We start from the raw sequence: 20,759 nt of genomic DNA, 5'->3' as shown, positions 1-20,759 counted from the left end.
CTGCGGCTCGCTACGGCTACGGGCGGGCCACCATGACCTCGACGCGCTGGAACTCCTTCAGGTCGGAGTACCCCGTCGTGGCCATCGCCCGGCGCAGCGCCCCGAAGAAGTTCATCGAACCGTCCGGCGTGTGCGACGGGCCGAGGAGGACCTCCTCCGTCGTGCCGACCGCGCCCAGGTCCATGCGCTTCCCGCGCGGCACGTCCTCGTGGACGGCCTCCATGCCCCAGTGGTGGCCACGGCCGGGGGCGTCCGTGGCGCGGGCCAGCGGCGAGCCCATCATCACGGCGTCCGCGCCGCAGGCGATGGCCTTCGGCAGGTCGCCGGACCAGCCGACGCCGCCGTCCGCGATGACGTGCACGTACCGGCCGCCGGACTCGTCCAGGTAGTCCCGGCGGGCACCGGCCACGTCCGCGACGGCGGTCGCCATCGGCACCTGGATGCCCAGCACGTTCCGGGTGGTGTGCGCGGCGCCGCCGCCGAAGCCGACCAGGACGCCCGCGGCGCCGGTCCGCATCAGGTGCAGCGCGGCCGTGTACGTGGCGCAGCCGCCGACGATCACGGGCACGTCCAGCTCGTAGATGAACTGCTTCAGGTTCAGCGGCTCCGCCGCCGACGACACGTGCTCGGCGGAGACCGTCGTGCCGCGGATGACGAAGAGGTCGACGCCCGCGTCCACGACCGCCTTGGAGAACTGCGCGGTGCGCTGCGGCGACAGCGCGGCGGCCGTCACCACGCCCGAGTCGCGCACCTCCTTGATCCGCTGGCCGATCAGCTCCTCCTTGATCGGCTCCTCGTAGATCTGCTGCATGCGGCGGTTCGCGGTGGCGCCGTCCAGCTCCGCGATCTCCGCGAGCACCGGCTCCGGGTCCTCGTACCGCGTCCACAGACCTTCGAGGTTGAGCACGCCCAGGCCGCCGAGCTGCCCGATGCGGATGGCCGTCTGCGGGGAGACGACCGAGTCCATGGGGGCGGCGAGGAAAGGCAGTTCGAAGCGGTAGGCGTCGATCTGCCAGGCGATCGAGACCTCCTTCGGGTCACGGGTGCGCCGGCTCGGCACGACGGCGATGTCGTCGAAGGCGTACGCCTTGCGGCCGCGCTTGCCGCGCCCGATCTCGATCTCAGTCACGAATGTGGGCCCTTCTCGTACGGTTGCGCCGTCCAGTATCGCTGACGGCGTCCACGGCGCGGCGGCCGCCCGCCGCGCCGTGGGCGGGCGGGTGGCGGCGGCGGGGTCGGTGGCCGGGTCAGCGGCGCGAGTAGTTCGGGGCCTCGGTCGTCATCTGGATGTCGTGCGGGTGGCTCTCCTTGAGGCCCGCGGAGGTGATCCGCACGAACCGGCCGTGCTCCTTCAGCTCCGGCACGGTGCGCCCGCCGACGTAGAACATCGACTGCTTCAGCCCGCCGACCAGCTGGTGCACCACCGCGCCCAGGGGCCCGCGGTAGGGCACCTGGCCCTCGACGCCCTCGGGGATGAGCTTGTCGTCGGCGCCGACCTCCTCCTGGAAGTAGCGGTCCTTGGAGAACGACTTGCTGTCGCCGCGCGACTGCATGGCCGCCAGCGAACCCATCCCGCGGTACGACTTGAACTGCTTGCCGTTGATGAACAGCAGCTCGCCCGGCGACTCCTCGCAGCCCGCCAGCAGACTGCCGAGCATCACCGTGTCGGCCCCGGCGACCAGCGCCTTGGCGATGTCGCCGCTGTACTGGAGGCCGCCGTCGCCGATGACCGGGACACCCGCCTCGCGGCAGGCGAGCGCCGCCTCGTGGATCGCCGTCACCTGCGGCACCCCGATGCCCGCGACGACGCGCGTGGTGCAGATGGAGCCGGGCCCGACACCGACCTTGACGCCGTCGGCGCCCGCGTCGACCAGGGCCTTCGCGCCGTCACGCGTGGCGACGTTGCCGCCGACGACGTCGACCGACGCGTTCGACTTGATCTTCGCGACCATGTCGGCGACGAGCCGCGAGTGGCCGTGCGCGGTGTCCACGACGATGAAGTCGACGCCCGCCTCGATCAGCGCCTGCGCCCGGTCGTACGCGTCGCCCGCGACGCCCACGGCGGCGCCGACGACGAGTCGGCCCCCGGCGTCCTTCGCCGCGTTCGGGTACTGCTCGGCCTTCACGAAGTCCTTGACGGTGATCAGGCCCTTGATCACGCCGTCGCCGTCGACCAGCGGCAGTTTCTCGATCTTGTGGCGGCGCAGCAGCTCCATCGCCTCGTCACGGGAGATGCCGACCTTGCCGGTGACCAGCGGCATCGGCGTCATGACCTCGCGGACCTGCCGGTCGCGGTCCAGCTCGAAGGCCATGTCGCGGTTGGTGACGATGCCGAGCAGCTTGCCCGACGCGTCCGTCACCGGCACCCCGCTGATCCGGAACCGGCCGCACAGCGCGTCGGCCTCGCTCAGCGTCGCGTCCGGGTTGATCGTGATCGGGTCGGTCACCATGCCCGACTCGGACCGCTTGACGCGGTCCGCCTGGAGGGCCTGGTCCTCGATCGAGAGGTTCCGGTGGAGGACGCCGACGCCGCCCTGCCGGGCCATCGCGATCGCCATCCGCGCCTCGGTGACCTTGTCCATGGCGGCGGACAGCAGCGGCACGTTGACCCGTACGTTCCGGGAGACCAGCGAGGAGGTGTCGATGTCCTGCGGGGCCATGTTCGACTCACCCGGCAGGAGCAGCACGTCGTCGTAGGTCAGCCCGAGCATGGCGAACTTGGCGGGCACTCCGTCGACGTTGTCTGTCATGACACCTTTCCAATGCTTGTGTGGCCTGGTCGCCCATGCTATCGGCCCGTGACCAGTGCACGAACCGCCCGGCGGGCGCGGATCTCACTGCTCGGCGAGCGCCCGCAGTCTGGTCAACGCCCGGTGCTGCGCGACTCGTACGGCCCCCGGCGACATGCCGAGCATCTGCCCGGTCTCCTCGGCCGAGAGACCGACCGCGACCCGCAGCAGCACCAGTTCGCGCTGGTGCTCCGGCAGGTTCGCGAGCAGCTTCTTGGCCCACTCGGCGTCGCTGCTCAGCAGCGCGCGCTCCTCGGGCCCGAGCGAGTCGTCGGGCTGCTCGGGCATCTCGTCGGACGGGAACGCCGTACTGCCCGGACCGCGCATGGCGGCCCGCTGGAGGTCGGCGATCTTGTGCTGGGCGATGGCCACGACGAACGCCTCGAACGGCTTGCCCGTGTCCCGGTAGCGCGGGAGCGCGCAGAGGACGGCGAGGCACACCTCCTGCGCGAGGTCGTCGACGAAGTGCCGGGCGTCGCCGGGCAGTCGGGTCAGGCGCGTACGGCAGTACCGCAGCGCCAACGGGTGCACGTGCGCGAGGAGATCGTGCGTCGCTTGCGCGTCGCCCTCGACGGCGCGCTGGACGAGAGCGCCGACCGTCGGGTGCTCGTCATCGCGCATCGGTCCATGGTGCACCGAGGGCGTGCGATCCGCCGCACCGCGCCCGCCTTTGTGCGCTGAAGCGTTATCACGGAGTGCGCCCGTAGCCATGCCGCCAGCCCGCCCCCTTCCGGGTCCGTTCCGCACCGCGGCGGGCGGCGGCGTGGTCGCTCCGCCCGGCGCTCGCGGCACCGGTGCGGTCGTGGCCGTCGCAAGGCCCTTCGCGGCTGGGTGAGAAGCTCCCGGCGGTGAGCCGGGGATGAGTCGCACTCCCAAGCATGCGGCATCGCACGGCGGAACGACGACGACCCGGTGCGCGGAAGCGCGAACCGCGCCGCGTCGGCGGCCCGTACGCGCCGGTCGGGCGGGTGCGCGCCCGGCGGACATCCGGCCGTACGTCCCGCCGCACCGCCGTCCGTACCCGCGGACGCCTCACACGCGGACGCCCTACACGCGGACGCCGGGCAGGCCGAGGTGATCGGCCTGCCCGGCGACCGCGGGCACCACGTCCCGCGTGCGGGGACCGCTCCGGAGGGGAGTCAGCGCACGAGGCCCCAGCGGAAGCCGAGTGCCACCGCGTGCGCCCGGTCCGAGGCGCCCAGCTTCTTGAACAGCCGCCGCGCATGCGTCTTCACCGTGTCCTCGGAGAGGAACAGCTCCCGTCCGATCTCGGCGTTCGACCTGCCATGGCTCATCCCCTCCAGGACCTGGATCTCGCGGGCCGTGAGCGTCGGCGCCGCGCCCATCTCCGCGGACCGCAGCCGACGCGGCGCGAGCCGCCAGGTGGGGTCGGCGAGCGCCTGCGTGACCGTGGCGCGCAGCTCGGCCCGTGAGGCGTCCTTGTGCAGGTAGCCCCGGGCGCCCGCGGCGACCGCCAGTGCCACCCCGTCCAGGTCCTCGGCCACGGTGAGCATGATGATGCGCGCACCGGGGTCGGCGGACAGCAGGCGCCGCACGGTCTCCACACCTCCCAGCCCCGGCATCCGGACGTCCATGAGGATCAGGTCCGAGCGGTCGGCACCCCAGCGGCGGAGGACTTCCTCGCCGTTGGCCGCCGTGGTCACCCGCTCGACGCCGGGCACGGTCGCGACCGCGCGGCGGAGCGCCTCTCGGGCGAGCGGGGAGTCGTCGCAAACGAGGACGGACGTCATGGCCGCCCCCCGCTGCTGGTGCGCATCACCTTGAGCCTCCAGGCTGTTACGGATCTTCACCTGTGCGATTGACGGCCCGGGTCCCGGACACCCGGTGTCCGGGGCGGTCGGCCAACCGCTTCCGCACTCTCAACGATGGTCACCCAAAAGAGTTACGGGCTTCCGCGGCCGCCTCGGACACTCTACGTGAGTGCGCGGACACGGATGAGCCATGGCGCGACACGGTGGCGCATGCCCGCCAATGCCCGATTTGGGCATGGTTTCTTTCACTTCCATCGGGTAATAGCTAGATTCGGCAAAGAGTCATATTTACGGACCAGTGACTCACGTGTCTCAGTCCGCTACGAGCACGCTTCCGAGAGGACACGCAATGGCAGACTTCTCCCGGCTCCCGGGCCCGAACGCCGACCTGTGGGACTGGCAGCTGCTGGCCGCCTGCCGGGGGGTCGACAGCTCCCTGTTCTTCCACCCCGAAGGGGAGCGCGGCGCCGCCCGCAGTGCCCGCGAGACCTCCGCGAAGGAGGTGTGCATGCGCTGCCCGGTCCGGTCCGAGTGCGCCGCGCACGCCCTGACGGTCCGGGAGCCGTACGGCGTCTGGGGCGGCCTCACCGAGGACGAACGCGAGGAGCTGATGGGCCGCGCCCGCAGCAGGCTGATCTCCGCCGCCCCGAGCGGCGCGCGGGGTTGATCCGCGCCGACGCGAACGCGGTCCCGATCCCCCGGACGGCCCCACCACCGGCGCGTCGCCGCAACCGCCCCGACGGCCCCGCCGCGCGTCACGCAGCGCGGTCGACCGGCCCTCCGGGGGCCGTTCCGCGGCCCGCGCGCGGTGCCGCCGTTCGGCCCCGTGCCCGCACGCCCGTTCCCCCCTGCGCCGTGGCGTGCCGCGTCCCGGCGCGCGCCCCGCGCTCACGCGGGCGGCCCGCGGTCAGCCCGCCGCGGCCTCCAGCCGGTCGAGCATCCCGCCGACCACGGGCACCCGTGCCAGGTCGGGCAGGGTCAGCGCCACCACCTCGCGCCGCACGTCCGGCTCCAGCCGTACGGTGGCGACCCCGTGCGTGCGGACGGAGCGCACCGCCAGTTCCGGCAGCACCGCCACCCCCAGGCCCGCGCCCACCAGGCCGACGACCGCCGGGTAGTCGTCGGTCGCGAAGTCGACGCGCGGCGTGAACCCGGCGCGCTCGCAGACGTCCACCAGGTGCCCGCGGCAGCGCGGGCAGCCCGCGATCCACGGCTCCTCGGCGAGCGTGCCGATGCCCACCACGGGCTCCCCCGCGAAGCGGTGGGTCCCCGGCACCAGGCCGACCAGCCGGTCGGTGAGCAGCGGGCGTACGACCAGGTCGTCCCACTCCGGGGAGGGCGCGTAGCGGAAGGCGAGCGCGATCTCGCAGTCGCCCGCGCGCAGCATCTCCACCGACCCCGGGGGCTCGCCCTCGACCAGCGAGACGCGGGTCCCCGGGTGGTCGTTCCGCATGGCGGCGACGGCGGTGGGCACGAGCGTCGAACTGCCGCTGGGGAACGACACGATCCGTACGCGCCCCGCCCGCAGCCCCGCGAGCGCCGCGACCTCCTCCTCCGCCGCGGTGAGCCCGGCGAGGATGCCCGCCGCGTGCCGTACGAGCGCCTCGCCCGCCTCCGTCAGCCGCGTCTCGCGGCCGGTGCGGACGAGCAGCGGGGTGCCCGCGGACAGCTCCAGCGCCTTCATCTGCTGGCTCACCGCGGGCTGGGTGCAGCCGAGTTGACGGGCGGCGGCCGAGTAGGACCCGGTACGGGCCACGGCGCGCAGGACGCGGAGATGGCGGGCCTCGATCATGGGGCCGAGCATAAGGCGGGCTTGGAGGGAACCGGAAAATCCCGCTCGCGGCTTTGGCGGGCGGCTGGATAGCGTGGGCGGATGCAGCTGCTGTCAGTGAATCTCGCCGCGCCGCACGCCGCGGACTACACCGATTCCGCGGGTCGGGTCACCGGCATCGACAAACGCCCCGTACCGCACCCCGTCCTCGTCACCGCGCCCGGCCCGAAGGGCACCGGCGGCAGCGGACTCGCCGGTGACACGATCGGGGACCCGCGGCACCACGGAGGTGACGACCAGGCGGTGTACGCCTTCGCCCGCGAGGACCTGGACGCCTGGGCCGCCGAACTGGGCCGCGAACTGCCCAACGGCGTCTTCGGGGAGAACCTCACCACCAGCGGCTTCGACGTCAACTCCGCGCTCGTGGGCGAGCGTTGGCGGGTCGGTGACGCGGAGGACGGGCCCCTGCTGGAGGTCAGTTGCGGGCGGATCCCGTGCCGTACGTTCGCGGGCTGGCTCGGTGAACGCGGCTGGATCAGACGGTTCACGCAGCGGGCGGCGCCCGGCGCGTACCTGCGGGTGGTCGAGCCCGGCGAGGTACGGGCCGGGGACCGCGTCACGGTCGTGAGCAGGCCGGAGCACGAGGTCACGGTCGCGTTCTGGTTCCGTGCCGTCACCACCGAACCGGAGCTGCTCGGCCGGATGCTCGCGGCGGGTGACGCGCTGCCCGAGGAGTCGCGCGAGCGGGCGCTGCGACGGGGCGCGTGAGGGGCGCGCGGAGACGGATAGCGTTCCCCGTATGACGACTGCATTGATCACGGGCGCGACGTCCGGCATCGGCGCCGCGTTCGCGCGGCGGCTGGCGCGGGACGGGCACGACGTCGTGCTGGCCGCCCGGAACGCGGACCGGCTCCGCGCGCACGCCGCCGAACTCCACGACCACCACGGCGTCGAGGCGTCCGTACTCCCCGTCGACCTCGGCACCGAGGACGGCATCCGCGCCCTGGAGGAACGCCTCGCGGACCGGAGGAACCCCGTCGACCTGCTGGTCAACAACGCGGGCTTCGGCACCAAGGGCCGTTACCTGGAGGTGCCCGTCGCGGACGAGCTGACGATGCTGCGCGTGCACTGCGAGGCGGTGCTGCGCGCGACGACGGCCGCGTCGGAGGCCATGCGGGAACGGGGCCGGGGCGGCGTGGTGAACGTCGCGTCGGTGGCGGCGTTCGTACCGAACGGCACGTACAGCGCGTCGAAGGCGTGGGTCGTGCAGTTCACGCAGGGCGCCGCGCGGAACCTGGCCGGGACCGGCGTACGGCTGATGGTGCTGTGCCCCGGCTTCGTACGGACCGAGTTCCACGAACGCGCGGGCCTGGACGCGAAGCAGGTGCCCGGCTGGCTGTGGCTGGACGCGGCCCGCGTGGTCGACACGGCGCTCACCGACCTGGCGCGCGGGCGGGAGATCTCCGTGCCCGACCCCCGCTACAAGGCGCTGACGGGACTGGCCCGGGTGGCCCCGCACCGCCTGCTGTCGCGCGCCTCGCAGTCGTCGCGGAAGCGCTTCGGGCCGCGCTAGGGGCTCCGGGCGGTACGCGTTCCGCGCGCCCGCCGCGTACGACGAAGGGCGCCGGGGCGGACCCGGTGGTGAACCCACCGGTCCGCCCGGCGCCCCGGACGTCGTCGCGTCCCGCGCGCGGAGCGCGCGGGCGTCGGCGTCAGTGCGAGTGGCCGTGGCCGCCCGCGGGGGCCTCGTCCTCGTCGGCCGGCTTCTCGACGACCAGGGTCTCGGTCGTGAGCAGCAGCGACGCGATCGACGCCGCGTTCTCCAGCGCGGAACGGGTCACCTTGACCGGGTCGATGACGCCGGCCTTGACCATGTCGCCGTACTCGCCGGTGGCGGCGTTGAAGCCGTGCCCGGCCTCCAGGTCGGCGACCTTGGAGGTGATGACGTAGCCCTCCAGGCCCGCGTTCTCCGCGATCCAGCGCAGCGGCTCGACGGAGGCGCGGCGCACGACGGCGACACCGGTGGCCTCGTCGTCCGACTTGCCCAGGCCGCCCTCCAGCACCTTCGCGGCGTGGACGAGCGCGGAGCCACCGCCGGAGACGATGCCCTCCTCGACCGCGGCACGGGTCGCGGAGATCGCGTCCTCCAGGCGGTGCTTCTTCTCCTTCAGCTCCACCTCGGTCGCGGCACCGACGCGGATCACGCAGACACCGCCGGCCAGCTTCGCCAGACGCTCCTGGAGCTTCTCGCGGTCCCAGTCGGAGTCCGTGGCCTCGATCTCGGACTTGATCTGGGCGACGCGGCCCTCGACGTCCGACTTGTTGCCGGCGCCGTCGACGATGGTGGTGTCGTCCTTGGTGACGGTGACGCGGCGGGCGGTGCCCAGCACGTCGAGACCGGCCTGGTCGAGCTTGAGGCCGACCTCCTCGGCGATGACGGTCGCACCGGTGAGGGTGGCCATGTCGCCGAGCATCGCCTTGCGGCGGTCACCGAAGCCGGGCGCCTTGACGGCGACGGCGTTGAACGTGCCGCGGATCTTGTTGACGACGAGCGTGGAGAGCGCCTCGCCCTCGACGTCCTCGGCGATGATCAGCAGCGGCTTGGAGCCACCGGACTGCATGATCTTCTCCAGCAGCGGCAGCAGGTCCTGGATGGAGCTGACCTTGCCCTGGTGGATCAGGATGTACGGGTCGTCGAGGACGGCCTCCATACGCTCCTGGTCGGACACCATGTACGGCGACAGGTAGCCCTTGTCGAAGGCCATGCCCTCGGTGAAGTCCAGCTCCAGGCCGAAGGTCTGCGACTCCTCGACGGTGATGACACCGTCCTTGCCGACCTTGTCCATGGCCTCGGCGATCAGCTCGCCGACCTGGCCGTCCTGGGCGGACAGACCGGCGACCGCGGCGATGTCCTCCTTGGAGTCGATCGGACGGGCCGACTTGAGCAGGTCGTCGGAGACGGCCTTGACGGCGGCGTCGATGCCCTTCTTCAGGGCGGCGGGGGAGGCGCCGGCGGCGACGTTGCGCAGGCCCTCGCGGACGAGCGCCTGGGCGAGCACGGTGGCGGTGGTGGTGCCGTCACCCGCGATGTCGTTGGTCTTGGTCGCCACCTCCTTCACGAGCTGGGCGCCGAGGTTCTCGTACGGGTCCTCGACCTCGACCTCACGGGCGATGGTCACGCCGTCGTTGGTGATGGTCGGGGCGCCGAACTTCTTGTCGATGACGACGTTGCGGCCCTTGGGGCCGATGGTCACCTTGACGGTGTCCGCGAGCTGGTTGACACCGCGCTCGAGGGCGCGACGGGCGTCCTCGTCGAACTTCAGGATCTTGGCCATGCTGCTGTTGGGTCCTCTCAAGCGAACTGCGCCCCGGCCCCGGCTCTCGCGGGTCCAGGGCGCAGTTCAGGTGATCTTCGGCTTCGACGACTTACTTCTCGACGATCGCGAGCACGTCGCGCGCCGACAGGACGAGGTAGTCCTCGCCGTGGTACTTCACCTCGGTGCCGCCGTACTTGCTGTACAGCACGATGTCACCGACGGAGACGTCGAGAGGCAGGCGGTTGCCGTCCTCGAAGCGGCCCGGACCGACGGCCAGGACGGTGCCCTCCTGGGGCTTCTCCTTGGCCGTGTCGGGAATGACCAGGCCCGAGGCCGTGGTCTGCTCGGCGTCGAGCGGCTGGACCACGATGCGGTCCTCGAGCGGCTTGATGGCAACCTTGGAGCTGGTGGCGGTCGTCACGATCCGACCTCCCCCTTCGGAGATCTCAGCGGGGTACGCATGTCTGGGTGGCGCTGGCCAGAACCGTCGTCGCGGGTGCCGGTCTGCCCGTCGCATTGGCACTCCCCGGCGGGGAGTGCCAGCGTCGACATTATGCCTCGATTAGCACTCCGTCAACTAGAGTGCCAAGCGCTCAGAGGTAGTCCTCCAACCGCGCCACGGCGTACCCCTGGTCGGCCGCGAGCCGCAGCAGCCGTCGTGTCATGTCGGCCATCGTGCCGCCGCGGCCCCACTCGGCCGGACCGCGGTAGTGGGTGAGGATGATCGCGCCGGGGTAGAGCCGCCGCCCCGGCTCCTGGAAGTCGACGCGGTCCGCCCACGCCTCCATCCCCCACAGCACGACGGCGTCCACGCCGCACGCGCGCGCGGCGCGCAGCGTGTCCCGGTCGTACTCGCCGTACGGCGGCCGGAACAGCCGCGGCTCCGGGCCGCCGAACTCCCGCTTCAGCCGGTCCTGCTGGCCGCAGATCTCCCGGCGCTGCCGCTCGTACGTGAGGGCGGGCAGGTACGGGTGCCGCAACGTGTGGTTCTGGGTGCCGCCGCCGAGGGCCGCCAGCTCGCGGAAGTACGCGTACCCGGGGCCGGGGCGGGACTCCGCGTCGGTGAGGAACGAGGTCACCGGCAGGTCCAACTCCCGTACGAGGTCCAGGAATCCGGGGTCCTTCACCGTGCCGTCGTCGATGGTGAGGAAGATGACCTTGTCGTCGGTCGGCACCCGGCGTACGACCTTCGCGCCGCGTACGCGCGGCTTCAGCACGGGCGGCGCGGGCGCGGCGGGCAGGGGGTGCTTCAGGCCCAGGCGGCGGTAGGCGGCGAGGCGGTGCTCGACGCGTGCGGCCTGGGCGGACAGGGAGTGGGCCGCGCCCAGCGCCTGCGCGCGCTGCGCGGACGCGAGGGCGAGACCGGGGGCGGCGCCGGGCGCCAGCCGGGGGGCGGCGCGCGCGGGGCCGGGGCGGGGGTCGTCGACGTACGGGTGCGGCGGGCCGGACAGCGGGTCGTCGGCGCCGGTGACGGCGGGCAGGGCGCCGGGCAGCGGGGGCAGCGAACCCGTCGTCCGCGCGGGGGGCGGCCCAGGGGCGGGGGCCGGGCCGTACGCGGCGGGCTCGTACGGCGTGGGCTCGTACGGGGCGGCGGGTCCGGCCGCGGGGGCCGGGTCGCCGGGGTCCGCGGGTGGTGCGTCCACGGCGGCGGCGACCGCCGCGAGCAGCGCGAGCGCCGACACGAGCAGCGCACGGGCGTGCGTCCGGCATCGCATATTTCCCGTTTGTAGGACTACGCGCATAACGCCGGATCGTGCCACCGGCGCGCGCGGGTGCCCGTACGGTGATCCGGCGCGGCGGGGAGAATGCCTCGTGTGGCCGTACCCGACACGCCGACACCCTCCGGCGACGACGCTCTGACCTCCTTCGCCGCGCTGCTCACCGCCGAGGGGCAGCACCTGCTCGCGGCGCTGCGCGACCACGACCCCGCGCGCGAACTCGCCGCCGTGACGCGGCTGCGCCGCGACCATCCGGCCCCGCTGGTGACGGCGGCGGTGGCACAGGCGCGGCTGCGGCAGCGGGCGGTGGCGAAGTTCGGCGCGGAGGACGCGGCGCGCATGTACTTCACGCCGGACGGCGTGGAGCAGGCGACCCGTACGGGGGTGGCGGCGCACCGGGCGGCGCGGTTCGCGGCGGGCGGCGTACGGTCCGTCGCGGACCTGTGCTGCGGCGTCGGTGGCGACGCGATCGAGCTGGCGCGCGCGGGCCGTACCGTGCTGGCCGTCGACCGCGACCCGCTGACCTGCGCGGTGGCCCGCGCGAACATGGCGGCGCTCGGGCTGGCCGACCGTGTCGAGGTGCGGTGCGCGGACGTCACCGAGGTCGACACCGGCGCGTACGACGGCGTGTTCGTGGACCCCGCGCGCCGGGGCGGACGCGGGGGACGCGGCGGGCGAATCTTCGACCCCGAGGCGTACTCGCCGCCGCTGAGCTGGGCGGTCGGCGCCGCGCGCGCGGCGGGCGCCGCCGCGCTGAAGATCGCGCCGGGGGTGCCGCACGAGGCGGTGCCGGAGGACGCCGAGGCGGAGTGGGTGTCGTACGGGGGCGACGTGAAGGAGGCGGTGCTGTGGTTCGGCGGCGCGCGCTCCGGCGCACCGCACACCGCGCGCGCCGTACGGGCCACGCTGCTGCCCGGCGGTGCCACGCTGACCGGCGAGGGGGCGCGCGAAGGGGCGGGCGCGGAGGACGCGGTGCCGCCCGTGGGGCCCGTCGGCCGCTACCTCCACGAGCCGGACGGCGCCGTCATCCGCGCCCACCTCGTCGCGGAGGTGGCGCGGGCGACCGACGGGCGGCTGATCGACCCGTCGATCGCGTACGTCACCTCGGACACGCTGGTACGGACGCCCTTCGCCACCTCGTACGAGATCACCGACGTGCTGCCCTTCCACCTCAAGCGGCTGCGCGCGCTGCTGCGCGAACGGGAGGTGGGGACGCTGACCGTGAAGAAGCGCGGTTCGGCCGTCGAGCCGGAGGAGCTGCGGCGGAAGGTGAAGCCGCGCGGCCCGCACGCGGCGACGGTGTTCCTGACGCGCGTCGCGGGCGCGCCGAGCATGCTGCTGGGGCACCCGGCGTAGGCCGCGACGTGAGCCCCGGCGTACGCCGTACGCCGTGCGCGGGCCCGGTGCCGTACGGGCGGGTCAGTCCTCCGGGACCTGCTCGAAGCGCCAGCGGTGCACCGGGCGGGCGGTCAACTCGGCCGGTGGGTCGGGGAGTTCGGGCACTTCGGCGTCGAGCGGCGCGTCCCACCAGGTGAGGACGAGCACCCGGCCGCCGGGCGCGGCGTACGTCTCGCGGCGCGGTGGCGCCGGGGCGAGGGGGTGCGCGCGGCACCAGGCGAGCAGTTCGGCGGCGCGGTCCGGGGCGGCCTTGGCCTCCCACATCAGGGCGACGGTCATGAGTCGTAGAGGTTCTTCCTGCTCAGCTCGTGCACGTGGTCGTGGGTGTGGCCGTGCCCGTGGCCATGGCCGTGCGTGTGCCCGTGGTCGTGCCCGCCGGTCCCCGCCGCCGCGTCCGCCGTCTCCCCCTCCGGCGCGGTCGCCGGTACGTGCGGCTCCGTCACCGGCAGCGAGGAGTCCGCGGACAGGTCCCACGACGAGGCCGCGCGCCCGCGCGCGACCATCTCGGCGCCGAGCGCCGCGACCATCGCGCCGTTGTCCGTGCACAGCTTGGGGCGCGGCACCCGCAGCGTGATGCCCGCGTCCGCGCAGCGCTCGGCGGCCAGCGCGCGGAGGCGGCTGTTCGCCGCGACTCCCCCGCCGATCATGAGGTGGTCGACGCCCTCGTCCCGGCACGCGCGGATCGCCTTGCGGGTGAGCACGTCGGTGACGGCCTCCTGGAAGGACGCCGCCACGTCCGCGACCGGCACCGGTTCCCCCGCCGCCCGCCGGGCCTCGATCCAGCGCGCGACGGCCGTCTTGAGGCCGGAGAACGAGAAGTCGTACGGCGCGTCGCGCGGCCCGGTGAGCCCGCGCGGGAAGGCGATGGCGGCCGGGTCGCCCTCGCGCGCGTACCGGTCGATGACCGGCCCGCCGGGGAAGCCCAGGTGCAGCACGCGGGCGACCTTGTCGAACGCCTCGCCCGCCGCGTCGTCGATGGTCGAGCCCAGCGGCCGTACGTCCGCCGTGATGTCCGGCGCCAGCAGCAGCGACGAGTGACCGCCGCTGACCAGCAGCGCCATGGTCGGTTCGGGCAGCGCGCCGTGCTCCAGCTGGTCGACGGCGATGTGGGAGGCGAGGTGGTTGACGCCGTAGACGGGCTTGCCCAGCGCGTACGCGTACGCCTTCGCCGCCGAGACGCCGACGAGCAGCGCGCCCGCGAGCCCCGGCCCGGCGGTGACGGCGACGCCGTCGAGGTCGGCGGCCCTCACCCCGGCCTCCGCGAGGGCGCGTTCGATGGTCGGGACCATCGCCTCCAGGTGCGCGCGGCTGGCGATCTCGGGTACGACGCCGCCGAACCGCGCGTGCTCGTCGACGCTGGACGCGACGGCGTCGGCGAGGAGCGTACGGCCGCGGACGACGCCGACGCCGGTCTCGTCGCAGGAGGTCTCGATGCCGAGGACCAGGGGTTCGTCTGTCATGGCGTGCGCTCGTCTCCGGGAGGTGCGTTCGTCGCTGCGTGGGGTGGCGTGCCCCGGGTGTCCTGCTCGGCGCCCGGGTCCGCGCGTACGGGACCGGGGTCGCGTACGGGATCGGGCCCGGCCGCGGGATCGGGCCCGGCCGCGCGTGCGGCGCGAAGGGCCGCCGCCGGGTCGTCGTTCCGCATGACCAGCGCGTCCACGTTGCCCGGCTGGTAGTAGCCGCGGCGGACGCCGATCGGGACGAAGCCGGAACGGGTGTAGAGGCGGCGCGCGGGCACGTTGTCGACGCGTACCTCCAGCAGCACCTCGTGGCACCCGAAGTCGTCGACCGCCGCCGCCAGCAGCGCCGTCAGCAGGCGGGCGCCGAGGCCCGCGCCCTGGTGCGTGGGGAGGACGCCGACGGTCTGCACGTCGGCGGTGCCGTCGACCGCGACGAGCCCGCCGTAGCCCGCGAGGACGCCGTCCGGCGTCTCGGCGACCAGATAGCGGCGGGTGGCGTGCGGCCCACGGGCGTGGGCGAGTTCGGACCAGAACATGCCCGCGGTCCAGGCGTCCTCCGGGAAGACCCGGGCCTCCAGGGCCAGCACCGCGTCAATGTCCCACCAGCGCATCTCGCGCAGCGTCGGCCCGGCCGCCGGGGGCGGCGCGGCGCCCGGCGGCCGGTACGGCTCGGGGCTCACCGCGGCGTGACCACCTTGTAGTTGGCGGGCACCTGGGCGTCGGGGCGGCGCAGGTAGAGCGGCCGGGGCGGGGGCAGCTCCGCCCCGGCCGCCAGCCGTTCCGCCGCCAGCGAGGCGAGGGCGGCGGCCGACACGTGCTCGGGCAGGTCGGTACGGACGCCGGTGAACGTCTCCGCGTACATCCGCGCCCCCGCCCCCAGCGCCGGGGCCCCGGCCACCTCGTCCGCGAGGTCGGCGGGGCGGTCGACGGCGGGCCCGGCGGTGCGCGTACGGGCGTCGGCGTACCGCGCCCAGTACACCTCCTTGCGGCGCGCGTCCGTCGCGACGACGAACGGCACGTCCAGCCCGGAGGCGTACGCGAGGCCGTCCAGCGTGCACAGCCCGTGCACCGGGACGCCGAGCGCGGCGCCGAACGCCTCGGCCGTGGCCAGCCCGACGCGCAGCCCCGTGTACGGCCCGGGGCCGGTCCCGGCGACGACCGCGGTGACCTGCGGCAGCCCGCGGCCCGCCGACCGCAGGACGCGGTCGACGGCGGGCAGGAGCAGTTCGCCGTGGCGGCGGGCGTCGACCTGGGCGGAGTGGGCGAGGGCCCGCTCGCCGTCGTGCAGGGCGACGGTGACGGCGGGCGTTGCGGTGTCGAGAGCGAGCAGCAGCACGGCCCCAGCCTACGGCGGGCGCCTCCGTGCCCGGTCCGCGGTACGGGGGCGCGGGGCGGCGCGCGTACGGGCGTACGGACCGGGCGGTGGGCGTACGCGGACGGGTCCGGGGGCCTCCGTACCGGCTGCTACCGTCGTCCCCCGGACTGGCACGCGGAGGGGTGACGGCACGGTGGGCGGACGCAGCGGCGGTGGCGGGGCGAGCAAGGCCGTGACCGGACTGACGGTGGCGGCGCTGGCCGTCGTCGGCTTCTTCGCGTACCAGGCGCACGCCGCCATGGACGGCGTCTCCCCCGCCGCGAAGCGCCCCGGCGCCTCCGCGTCCCCGTCCAAGCCGGACCGGGAGAAGCCGAAGACCGCCGTCCCGGCCGACTCCGGCACCGGCGAACGCGTCGTCTACTCCCTGAAGGCGGAACGCGTCTGGCTGATCGGCGCGGGCGACAAGGTGCAGCGCACGTACGGGGTGTGGCCCAGCTCCGTCAGCCCGCCGCCCGGCACGTACCACGTCACCTCGCGCACCCGGCACGTCACCGGCTCGGACGGCGTCCCCATCGAGAACGTGGTGCGCTTCGCGACCGTCGAGGGCACGGTCATCGGCTTCAGCGCGGCGCTCGACGGCTCCAAGCCGGACCCGGACGCCGCCGAGAAGGCGGGCGGCGTACGCGAGAGGCCGGAGGACGGCGACGCGATGTGGGTGTTCGCGACGTCGGGCACGAAGGTCGTCGTCGTCCCCTGAGCACGTACCGGCGCGCACGGGCGCGGTCGCCGGGGTCAGGCGGGGGTGCCGATCACCAGGCTGCTCAGCAGGCGCGTACCGGCCTCCCCGATCGACGGGTCGCGGTAGAGGCCCGTCTTGAGGTAGCTGGTCAGGCCGTCGTAGAGGGTGCCCGCGCCCTCCGGGTGGTACGCCGTGACCGTCTGCTCCTCCCCGTACCAGGCGTCGATCACCGCCGTGGCCGGGTCCGCGGAGAACGTGATCCGGACGGTGATGTCGATGGGGCGGCCCGTCTCGGCCGGGCCAATGTCGACGTGCCAGCCGCCGCTGTCGCCGTCGAGCGCGTACACGCCGTTGCCGATCTTGATCTCACAGGGCGGCGAGCCCTCGCCCTCGTTCTTGAACTGCATGACGACCTGCCAGGCGTCGGTGTCGACGGGGAAACCGTCCTCCAGGTGGTCCGTGAACCGGACGATCAGGGTGTCGCCCTCACCGATGCTCTGCGCGGCGTCGGGCTGCGACTCGTTGCGCTGCTGGCCGCCTTCGAGGTGGAAGCGGCCCGCCCTGCCCTGGCCCGTCGGCGCGTCCACGACGACCGGGCGCGGGACCTCGCCCTGCGGCTGGTCGTTCCACGGGGTGTCCAGCCAGCCGCTCCAGCCGTCGCTGAAGTCCGTGGACCACAGGACGTCGATCTCGGGGACGGGGGCGCCCGCACGTGCGGACGCGGTCGTACGGGACATGGGCGTACGGGACGTGGACACGGGCGTACGGGACGCGGCCGAGGCGGGGCCGGGGCCCGTGAGGGCGGCGGCCGGGAGGACGGCGAGGGCGTAGCCCAGGACGCGGCGACGGGGAGTGGGCTGTGGGGGAGCCATGGTCCGTCCTTCGGCTGTGGGGGAAGGGGCGGACAGCAGTGAAGTCGTCGAAGCGACGACGGTCAACGCGTGCGCCCACGCCCTCACACGACCGCCACCGACTCCCCGGGCGACGTCCCCCCGGTCCCCGGCTGCGCCTACGCCGCGCGGCTGCGCTGCGCGCCGCCCGGTCCGGTGCCCCGGTCGTCACCGTCGCGGGCCTGCTCGGCGTCGGGCTGCCGGGCCGGGCGCTCCGGCGGGGTGGACACGGCGTCGGCAGCGGCGCAGGACGCCAGGACCTCGCTTATCGACGGGGACGACTGCGGCTGCCTGTGCGTACGCGGGTGTTCCCGCTCTCCAGCCGCCATGTGCCCTCCTGAAGTTAGGTAGACCTAACCAAGCTCCGGCCTCCATGGGACCACGGCTCCGGGCGCGTACGCAACTGCTTGCCGACGCCCTGTCGGCATCCTGTCGGAGACCTTCCCCGCGCGCGGCGTCGCACACGTGCGCCGCGCGCCCGCCCCGGCGCGTACGGGGAGCCGGGCCGCGCTCAGCGCTCCAACGCGCGCAGGTCCGCGCCCGCCCAGCGCACGCCGACCCCGGTCACGGCGACCTGCCGTACGTCGGCCGCGTCCGCGCCGTCCGTACCCGCGCCCGCGTCCGTCGCCGCGTCGGCGCCCGTCGCGCGGTCGATCACCACGTGCAGCCGGTCCTCGGACAGCTCCTCGACCCTGCCCTCGCCCCACTCGACCACGACCACCGAGTCGGTCAGGGACACGTCCAGGTCCAGGTCGTCCATCTCGTCCAGGCCGCCGCCCAGCCGGTACGCGTCGACGTGCACCAGCGCCGGGCCGTCCCCCAGCGGCGGGTGCACGCGCGCGATGACGAACGTCGGGGACGTCACCGCCCCCCGTACGTCCAGCCCCTCGCCCAGGCCGCGCGCCAGCGTCGTCTTCCCGGCGCCCAACTCCCCCGTCAGCAGTACGAGATCGCCGGGCCGCAGCAGCCCGGCGAGGCGCCGTCCCAGCTCGCGCATGCGCTCCGGGGTGTCAACGCTGACGGCGGCGCGCGCGGGGCCGCCGGACGGCGCCCGGCCCGCCGCGTCCCCCATGTCCGCCGTGTCCGCCACGTCCTGACGGGCTGCTGTCCGTTCCGGCGCGGTCCGTTCCGGCGCCGACCGGTGGTGCGGTGCTTCCATGCGACCGGATGGTACGCGTGCGGGCGAGCAGCGCGGCGAGCTGTTCGTCCACCACCTCGGGGCGTTCGAGCAGCACCAGGTGCCCGGACTCGGGCACGACGACGAGCGTCGCGCCGGGCAGCGCGGCGGCGATCCGCTCGCTGTGCCCGTGCGGGGTGAGCTGGTCGCGGTCGCCCGCGAGGACGAGGGCGGGCACGTCCCCGAAGTACGGGAGCGCCGCGGCCTTCTCGTGCTCGCTGAACGCCGGGTAGAAGTCCGCGACGACGTCCACCGGTACGGCCTCGATCAGCCGTTCCGCGAAGCGCGCCACTCCCGGGTCGACCTCCCCGGGACTGCCGAACGAGTACCGCCTGACCAGCCCGGCGAACAGGTCCGCCGTCGCCCGCCGCCCCCGTTCCACCAGCTCCGTCTGGGCCGCCAGCGCCTTGAGCACGCCCGGCAGCGCCCACCGCGCGGCGCGCGCGCCCACCGCGGGCAGCCCGTACGTGACCTCCGCGAGGCCGCCCGCGGAGGTGCCGACGAAGGCGACGCCGACGACGCGTTCCGCGACGTACGCCGGGTACTGGTCGGCGAGCGCCATCATCGTCATGCCGCCCATGGAGTGCCCGACGAGGACGACGGGGCCGTCCGGCACCGCCGCGTCGAGCACGGCCTTCAGGTCGCGGCCGAGCCGGTCGATGCTGACCGGTTCCCCGGCCTCGGCGCGGCCCGAGCCGCCGTGGCTGCGCTGGTCCCAGTAGACGCAGCGGACGGTGCCGCGCAGCGCGGCGCGCTGGAAGTGCCAGGAGTCCTGGCTGAGGCAGTAGCCGTGGGAGAAGACGACGGTGACGCCGGGTACGCCCGCCGTGCGGGCCGCGTCCTCCTCGGCCTCCTCCACCTCGTAGTGCAGCTCCGTGCCGTCGTCCGCGACGGCGGTGCCCGGTGTGCCGCGCAGCGTGCCGTACGGGCCCGCCGCGTCCAGCTCCGCGCGCGCCTTGCGGCGCACGGCGCGGTTCACGGTCAGGCGTTCCGCCGCGACGCCCGCGGCGAGCAGCCCTACGGCAGCTCCCGCCACGCCCGCGTGCCGGACCCACCCGGCCCCGAAGAAACCCGTTCCCGTGCCGCCATGCGCGCCACCTCCACCGCCCCCGTTCGGCTGTCCCGTCATTCCGGCGAGCCCTCCGTGCCGGCACGGTCCCCCGTGCCCCCGTCACCTGTCGTGTCCCCCGCACCGCGCGCGCCATGCCCTCCGGCGGCGGCCGGTACGTCGTCGCCCACGTGGAGGCGGGGCACCCGGGCGCCGACGCGGGTGACGATCTCGTACGCGATGGTGCCCGCCGCCCGCGCCCAGTCCGCCGCGGTCGGTTCGCCCCGGTCGCCCGGCCCGAACAGCACGGCCTCGTCCCCGGCGTGTGCCGTGTCCCCGCCGAGGTCCACCACGAACTGGTCCATGGCGACGCGCCCGGCGATCGTCCGCAGCTTCCCCCCGACGAGTACGGGCCCGGTGCCGGACGCGTGCCGGGGCACGCCGTCGCCGTATCCGGCGGGTACGAGCGCGAGGGTCGTCTCGCCCTGCGTCGTGTAGGTGTGCCCGTAGCTCACGCCGTGCCCGGCCGGTACGCGCTTGACCTGCGCGAGCGACGCGCTGAACGTCATCGCGGGCCGCAGCCCCAGGTCCGCGGCGGTGCCGACCTCCGGCGACGGCGCCAGGCCGTAGACCGACACCCCGGGCCGTACGAGGTCGAAGTGCGTCTCGGGGAGGGTGAGCGTCGCGGCCGAGTTCGCCAGGTGGCGTACCTCGGGGGTCAGCCCGCCGCGTTCGGCGGTCGCCAACGCCTCGCGGAACGCGTCGAGTTGGGCCGCGATCGACGGGTCGCCCGGCTCGTCGGCGCGGGCGAGGTGGGACCACACGCCGGTGACCCGTACAGTGCCCTCCGCCTCGGCCGCGCGCGCGGCGGCGACCAGGTCGGGCCAGTCGGCGGGCGGGCAGCCGTTGCGGCCGAGGCCCGTGTCGGCTTTCAGCTGGACGCGGGCGGTACGGCCGCAGGCGCGGGCGGCGGCCACGATCTCGTCCAGCGCCCAGGCGCCCCCGGCCGTCACGTCGACGTCCGCCTCGATCGCCTCCCGCCAGGGGCCGCCGGGCGTCCACAGCCAGCACAGCAGCCGCCCCCGGTCGCCCGCCGCGCGGAGCGCGAGGGCCTCCTCGGGGACGGCCGCGCCGAGCCAGGTCGCCCCGGCGCGGCGGGCGGCGCGGGCGCAGGGCAGCATGCCGTGCCCGTAGCCGTCGGCCTTCACGACGGCCATCAGCTCCGCGCCGGGGGCGCGGGCGCGGAGCGCGCGGACGTTGTCGCGGACCGCGCCGAGGTCGATCTCGGCGCGGGCGCGCACGTGCGCGTGAGCGGCGGCGGACTGGTCGTTCATCCGCCCAGTCTCTCAACACCGCCCGCGGCCC

General features: G+C 74.6%; 22 protein-coding genes. 5 read left to right on the top strand and 17 right to left on the bottom strand.

The window, feature by feature from the left end; all coding sequences use genetic code 11:
• Positions 1–16 precede the first annotated feature (16 nt).
• The 4 genes from D7M15_RS18520 to D7M15_RS18505 form a co-directional block, all read right to left on the bottom strand.
• Positions 17–1,129: a GuaB3 family IMP dehydrogenase-related protein gene (locus tag D7M15_RS18520; RefSeq protein ID WP_121518533.1), complete on the bottom strand. Its 1,113-nt coding sequence runs from the start codon at positions 1,127–1,129 to the stop codon at positions 17–19.
• Between the two features lie 118 nt (positions 1,130–1,247).
• Positions 1,248–2,750, bottom strand: a complete 1,503-nt coding sequence (gene guaB / locus D7M15_RS18515) for an IMP dehydrogenase (RefSeq protein ID WP_121518532.1) — start codon at positions 2,748–2,750, stop codon at positions 1,248–1,250.
• Positions 2,751–2,834: 84 nt separating this feature from the next.
• Positions 2,835–3,410 (bottom strand): sigma-70 family RNA polymerase sigma factor, encoded by a 576-nt coding sequence (locus D7M15_RS18510; RefSeq protein WP_276314463.1) that lies wholly within the window; start codon positions 3,408–3,410, stop codon positions 2,835–2,837.
• 518 nt (positions 3,411–3,928) lie between these two features.
• On the bottom strand, positions 3,929–4,540 hold the full coding sequence (locus D7M15_RS18505; RefSeq protein ID WP_003948568.1) for a response regulator transcription factor: 612 nt from the start codon (positions 4,538–4,540) through the stop codon (positions 3,929–3,931).
• Positions 4,541–4,910: 370 nt separating this feature from the next.
• On the opposite strand from D7M15_RS18505, the gene D7M15_RS18500 reads away from it, so the two are divergent.
• The gene (locus D7M15_RS18500) at positions 4,911–5,228 is read left to right on the top strand and encodes a WhiB family transcriptional regulator (protein WP_121518530.1); all 318 of its coding nucleotides are present in this window, start codon (positions 4,911–4,913) and stop codon (positions 5,226–5,228) included.
• 240 nt (positions 5,229–5,468) lie between these two features.
• On the opposite strand, the gene D7M15_RS18495 is transcribed toward D7M15_RS18500, so the two are convergent.
• Complete coding sequence (locus D7M15_RS18495) at positions 5,469–6,353, bottom strand: LysR family transcriptional regulator (protein WP_121520988.1); 885 nt, start codon at positions 6,351–6,353, stop codon at positions 5,469–5,471.
• A gap of 81 nt (positions 6,354–6,434) precedes the next feature.
• Between D7M15_RS18495 and D7M15_RS18490 the strand changes: the two genes are divergently transcribed.
• Both D7M15_RS18490 and D7M15_RS18485 read left to right on the top strand, forming a co-directional pair.
• Positions 6,435–7,100 (top strand): MOSC domain-containing protein, encoded by a 666-nt coding sequence (locus D7M15_RS18490; RefSeq protein ID WP_121518529.1) that lies wholly within the window; start codon positions 6,435–6,437, stop codon positions 7,098–7,100.
• Positions 7,101–7,131: 31 nt separating this feature from the next.
• Positions 7,132–7,905 carry an SDR family oxidoreductase gene (locus tag D7M15_RS18485; protein WP_121518528.1) on the top strand — a complete coding sequence of 258 codons (774 nt, stop codon included), beginning with the start codon at positions 7,132–7,134 and terminating at the stop codon, positions 7,903–7,905.
• A 139-nt stretch (positions 7,906–8,044) separates the two neighbouring features.
• Here the strand turns inward: D7M15_RS18485 and groL are convergent, their stop codons facing one another.
• From groL to D7M15_RS18470, 3 genes are all read right to left on the bottom strand, one after another.
• The gene (gene groL, locus D7M15_RS18480) at positions 8,045–9,667 is read right to left on the bottom strand and encodes a chaperonin GroEL (RefSeq protein ID WP_121518527.1); all 1,623 of its coding nucleotides are present in this window, start codon (positions 9,665–9,667) and stop codon (positions 8,045–8,047) included.
• 91 nt (positions 9,668–9,758) lie between these two features.
• Complete coding sequence (groES, locus tag D7M15_RS18475; protein ID WP_121518526.1) at positions 9,759–10,070, bottom strand: co-chaperone GroES; 312 nt, start codon at positions 10,068–10,070, stop codon at positions 9,759–9,761.
• Between the two features lie 172 nt (positions 10,071–10,242).
• Positions 10,243–11,364, bottom strand: a complete 1,122-nt coding sequence (locus tag D7M15_RS18470) for a polysaccharide deacetylase family protein (protein ID WP_240649366.1) — start codon at positions 11,362–11,364, stop codon at positions 10,243–10,245.
• A 99-nt stretch (positions 11,365–11,463) separates the two neighbouring features.
• Between D7M15_RS18470 and D7M15_RS18465 the strand changes: the two genes are divergently transcribed.
• Complete coding sequence (locus tag D7M15_RS18465) at positions 11,464–12,723, top strand: class I SAM-dependent methyltransferase (RefSeq protein WP_240649365.1); 1,260 nt, start codon at positions 11,464–11,466, stop codon at positions 12,721–12,723.
• A 63-nt stretch (positions 12,724–12,786) separates the two neighbouring features.
• Here the strand turns inward: D7M15_RS18465 and D7M15_RS18460 are convergent, their stop codons facing one another.
• The 4 genes from D7M15_RS18460 to tsaB form a co-directional block, all read right to left on the bottom strand.
• Positions 12,787–13,044, bottom strand: a complete 258-nt coding sequence (locus D7M15_RS18460; RefSeq protein WP_121518524.1) for a hypothetical protein — start codon at positions 13,042–13,044, stop codon at positions 12,787–12,789.
• Positions 13,041–14,225: a tRNA (adenosine(37)-N6)-threonylcarbamoyltransferase complex transferase subunit TsaD gene (tsaD, locus tag D7M15_RS18455; protein WP_121518523.1), complete on the bottom strand. Its 1,185-nt coding sequence runs from the start codon at positions 14,223–14,225 to the stop codon at positions 13,041–13,043. Before tsaD ends, D7M15_RS18460 begins: the two co-directional genes overlap by 4 nt.
• A complete protein-coding gene (gene rimI, locus D7M15_RS18450) occupies positions 14,222–14,836 on the bottom strand; it encodes a ribosomal protein S18-alanine N-acetyltransferase (protein ID WP_121520984.1) in 615 nt (204 codons plus the stop codon). The genes tsaD and rimI overlap by 4 nt, the downstream gene beginning before the upstream one ends.
• A 65-nt stretch (positions 14,837–14,901) precedes the next feature.
• A complete protein-coding gene (gene tsaB, locus D7M15_RS18445; RefSeq protein ID WP_121518522.1) occupies positions 14,902–15,561 on the bottom strand; it encodes a tRNA (adenosine(37)-N6)-threonylcarbamoyltransferase complex dimerization subunit type 1 TsaB in 660 nt (219 codons plus the stop codon).
• Between the two features lie 172 nt (positions 15,562–15,733).
• Between tsaB and D7M15_RS18440 the strand changes: the two genes are divergently transcribed.
• Positions 15,734–16,297, top strand: coding sequence for a hypothetical protein (locus D7M15_RS18440; protein WP_121518521.1), 564 nt, complete (start codon positions 15,734–15,736; stop codon positions 16,295–16,297).
• A 35-nt stretch (positions 16,298–16,332) separates the two neighbouring features.
• Here D7M15_RS18440 and D7M15_RS18435 read toward each other — a convergent pair whose 3' ends face one another.
• The 5 genes from D7M15_RS18435 to alr form a co-directional block, all read right to left on the bottom strand.
• Positions 16,333–17,151 (bottom strand): heparin lyase I family protein, encoded by an 819-nt coding sequence (locus tag D7M15_RS18435; protein WP_121518520.1) that lies wholly within the window; start codon positions 17,149–17,151, stop codon positions 16,333–16,335.
• Positions 17,152–17,288: 137 nt separating this feature from the next.
• Positions 17,289–17,498, bottom strand: a complete 210-nt coding sequence (locus D7M15_RS18430; RefSeq protein WP_121518519.1) for a hypothetical protein — start codon at positions 17,496–17,498, stop codon at positions 17,289–17,291.
• A gap of 182 nt (positions 17,499–17,680) precedes the next feature.
• The gene (tsaE, locus tag D7M15_RS18425) at positions 17,681–18,241 is read right to left on the bottom strand and encodes a tRNA (adenosine(37)-N6)-threonylcarbamoyltransferase complex ATPase subunit type 1 TsaE (RefSeq protein WP_121520982.1); all 561 of its coding nucleotides are present in this window, start codon (positions 18,239–18,241) and stop codon (positions 17,681–17,683) included.
• The gene (locus D7M15_RS18420; protein WP_121518518.1) at positions 18,180–19,475 is read right to left on the bottom strand and encodes an alpha/beta hydrolase; all 1,296 of its coding nucleotides are present in this window, start codon (positions 19,473–19,475) and stop codon (positions 18,180–18,182) included. The genes tsaE and D7M15_RS18420 overlap by 62 nt, the downstream gene beginning before the upstream one ends.
• Entirely contained in the window at positions 19,472–20,728 is a 1,257-nt protein-coding gene (gene alr / locus D7M15_RS18415) for an alanine racemase (protein WP_121518517.1), read from the bottom strand. Before alr ends, D7M15_RS18420 begins: the two co-directional genes overlap by 4 nt.
• Positions 20,729–20,759: the final 31 nt, after the last annotated feature.

Source organism: Streptomyces sp. Z26 (assembly GCF_003665095.1).
Lineage (GTDB): Bacteria > Actinomycetota > Actinomycetes > Streptomycetales > Streptomycetaceae > Streptomyces > Streptomyces phytohabitans.
The sequence above is the reverse complement of the archived record's forward strand: the minus strand, read 5'-3'. Positions and strand labels throughout refer to the sequence as shown.